Source organism: Paenarthrobacter sp. YAF11_1 (assembly GCF_052113445.1).
In the GTDB taxonomy this organism is placed as follows: domain Bacteria; phylum Actinomycetota; class Actinomycetes; order Actinomycetales; family Micrococcaceae; genus Arthrobacter.
In genome coordinates this window covers 1-2,310 of the sequence record NZ_JBFRDF010000031.1, presented here as the reverse complement: position 1 = coordinate 2,310, position 2,310 = coordinate 1, and the positions used below count along the sequence as shown (strand labels likewise).

2 protein-coding genes and 1 rRNA gene are annotated in these 2,310 nt (G+C 58.3%); 2 read left to right on the top strand and 1 reads right to left on the bottom strand.

Going from position 1 to position 2,310, the window contains the following annotated elements:
- Both rrf and AB4Y77_RS22925 read left to right on the top strand, forming a co-directional pair.
- Window positions 1–86 (top strand): 5S ribosomal RNA (gene rrf / locus AB4Y77_RS22930); the annotation flags it as partial.
- A gap of 276 nt (window positions 87–362) precedes the next feature.
- On the top strand, window positions 363–929 hold the full coding sequence (locus tag AB4Y77_RS22925; RefSeq protein ID WP_442015455.1) for a GNAT family N-acetyltransferase: 567 nt from the start codon (window positions 363–365) through the stop codon (window positions 927–929).
- Window positions 930–1,116: 187 nt separating this feature from the next.
- Here the strand turns inward: AB4Y77_RS22925 and AB4Y77_RS22920 are convergent, their stop codons facing one another.
- Window positions 1,117–1,710, bottom strand: a complete 594-nt coding sequence (locus AB4Y77_RS22920; RefSeq protein ID WP_442015456.1) for an HhH-GPD-type base excision DNA repair protein — start codon at window positions 1,708–1,710, stop codon at window positions 1,117–1,119.
- Window positions 1,711–2,310 lie beyond the last annotated feature (600 nt).

Sequence of the window (2,310 nt, the reverse complement as noted above, 5' to 3'; positions counted from 1 at the left end):
GTCCCATTCCGAACCCGGAAGCTAAGACCCACAGCGCCGATGGTACTGCACCCGGGAGGGTGTGGGAGAGTAGGACACCGCCGGACACACATTAGGCAAGAGCCCCGACCACAGGTCGGGGCTCTTCCCCTTTAACCACCACAACACAAAACACCCGAAGGGGCTCCGTGAAGAGGAGCCCCCTTTTCGTAACTTCGTTGTCGCGGCACGCACTTACCGTGTCGTCGCCTGCTTCAGATGCAGCAGCCGGCAAGATTGCTTTGTGAAGTTGATCGTCGCGAAGCGGCGGCCCATCCATACCCGCCGCGGCGGACACAGGACTCAGCTGGGCACGGCTTGCCCATTTCGCTGCAAGTGTAGGGATGGAAGAGATGAACAGAACCACGGAACTGCCGACGCCATTGATTTTTCGTGTGGGAACCCCTGTGGATTTCCTTGAATGCGCAGAACTATGGATGCGGGCTCTCGCCTTTCGTGATGGCACACCGAGCGATCCGGAAATGGAACGAAGTGCGATGGCAAAACTCACTGCCCTGGGAGGCATCCTTTCCATCGTGGAAAGTGGTTCAGAGATTAAAGGGTTTGCGCTGGTCCGGGACGAGACGCCCAAAGGTGTTGCCCGGAAAGCCCACCTCGCGCTGATTGCCGTGGACCCTGCTCACCAATCCCAAGGCCTGGGGCTGGCGTTGTTAGCGAACGTCACTCAGTCCCTCGCCGCGGAAGGTTTCGCTGAGGTGCCCCTGAGAGTGTTGAGGGACAACATGTCTGCACTCAAGATGTATGAACGCGCGGGTTGGAAGGTCACCGGTTGTGGGGCTTTTGAAGATTCCGGACGCCCCTCCCTGCGTTACCGATTGGAACTGACGGCCAATGATTCATCAGTGGAAATTCCGTACTGTACCAGCAGAGGCAGTTCAATAAACCACTAACTTAACGTCGTGCACTTCTCCAGGCCCCATCAAGCGCGGCCAGCGTGGAAGATCAACGCGTGCGAGCGGCGCGATACGGGAGGAACGCAGATATGTGGAAAACCCGAGCAAGGCTCAGGATGAATGTGGCCCAAGATGGGAAACCGGAGAGCCTGCCCTAAACGGCGATAGGTAAGGTCGGCGCAAACTAAGCGTTGGACGACTTAGCAGCCTTCGCAGCTGCTTTTGCGGCCTGCTTGCTGGCACGTACCTTCACCAATGACTCTGGATCCACGATGTCGGCGACGGACAAGTACGATCCTTCCTCGCCGTAGTGGCCGGCGGCCTCCCGCCAGCCGTCAGCTTCGAGGCCGCATTGCTTACCCAGCAGGGCCAGGAAGATTTTCGCTTTCTGGTCGCCGAAGCCCGGCAGTGCTTTGAGCCTGCGAAGTACCTCAGCACCGTCAGGGTTTCCCCGGGTCCAGATTGAGGCAGCATCACCATTCCAGTCGCTGTGTACCGTTTCCGCCAGGGCCTGGACCCTGCCGGCCATGGAACCAGGGAAGCGATGGACGGCCGGCCTCTCCTTGAAGACTTCGACGAAACCGGCGGGATCGTGGTCGGCAATGGCGGCCGGGTCCAAGGACCCTAGACGGGTACGAATCTTCTCTGGGCCAGCAAATGCCGATTCCATGGTGACCTGTTGATCGAGCAACATACCGGTGAGCAACGCAAAAGCGTCGTCACTGAGCAGTCTGTCGGCGGCGGCATCTCCCGTGATGTGCAGTTCCATGCGTTCCATCCTCCCACCAGGCGGCGTCAACGTCATGGGCCCGCTCATTGCGACCCATAACTGTGCGGCCCGCTGCGGCCAGGATGTGTTTCCTGCCTGCAGTGCGGCAGCTGACGCCCTGACGTTCGGTGGCGAGTTCGACGGCGGTTTGGTGGGGTTTTGGGGGTGGGTTTGGTGTGGGTGGGGTGGGGTGTTGGGGGTGGATTTGCGTTGGGGGTTGGGGGCGTGTATTGTTTTCTGAGTCGCCGGGTGCGAAACGGAAAGCCGGAAGGTGTGTACGGTTCGGTAGGCGGCCAAAAATAACTCTTCTTTTCCAATGGCCCTGTTTGGGTGCGCTGCTTTGTGTGGTGTGCTGTGGGTGATGTTTTGGGGGGTCTGTTGTTTGAGAACTCAATAGTGTGCCAAGTTTGTTGATACCGATTGTTTTATCAATTGGTTGAAATTATGGCCAGGTCGTCGCGCACCCCCGTGTGTGGTGGTCTGGTTTTCAGCTGGTTTCGAATTTTGTGCAGCCGTGCCGGCCGTTATTTCCGGTGGGTGTGGTTGTGTCTGTTTGATTTGTTTTACTTCAACGGAGAGTTTGATCCTGGCTCAGGATGAACGCTGGCG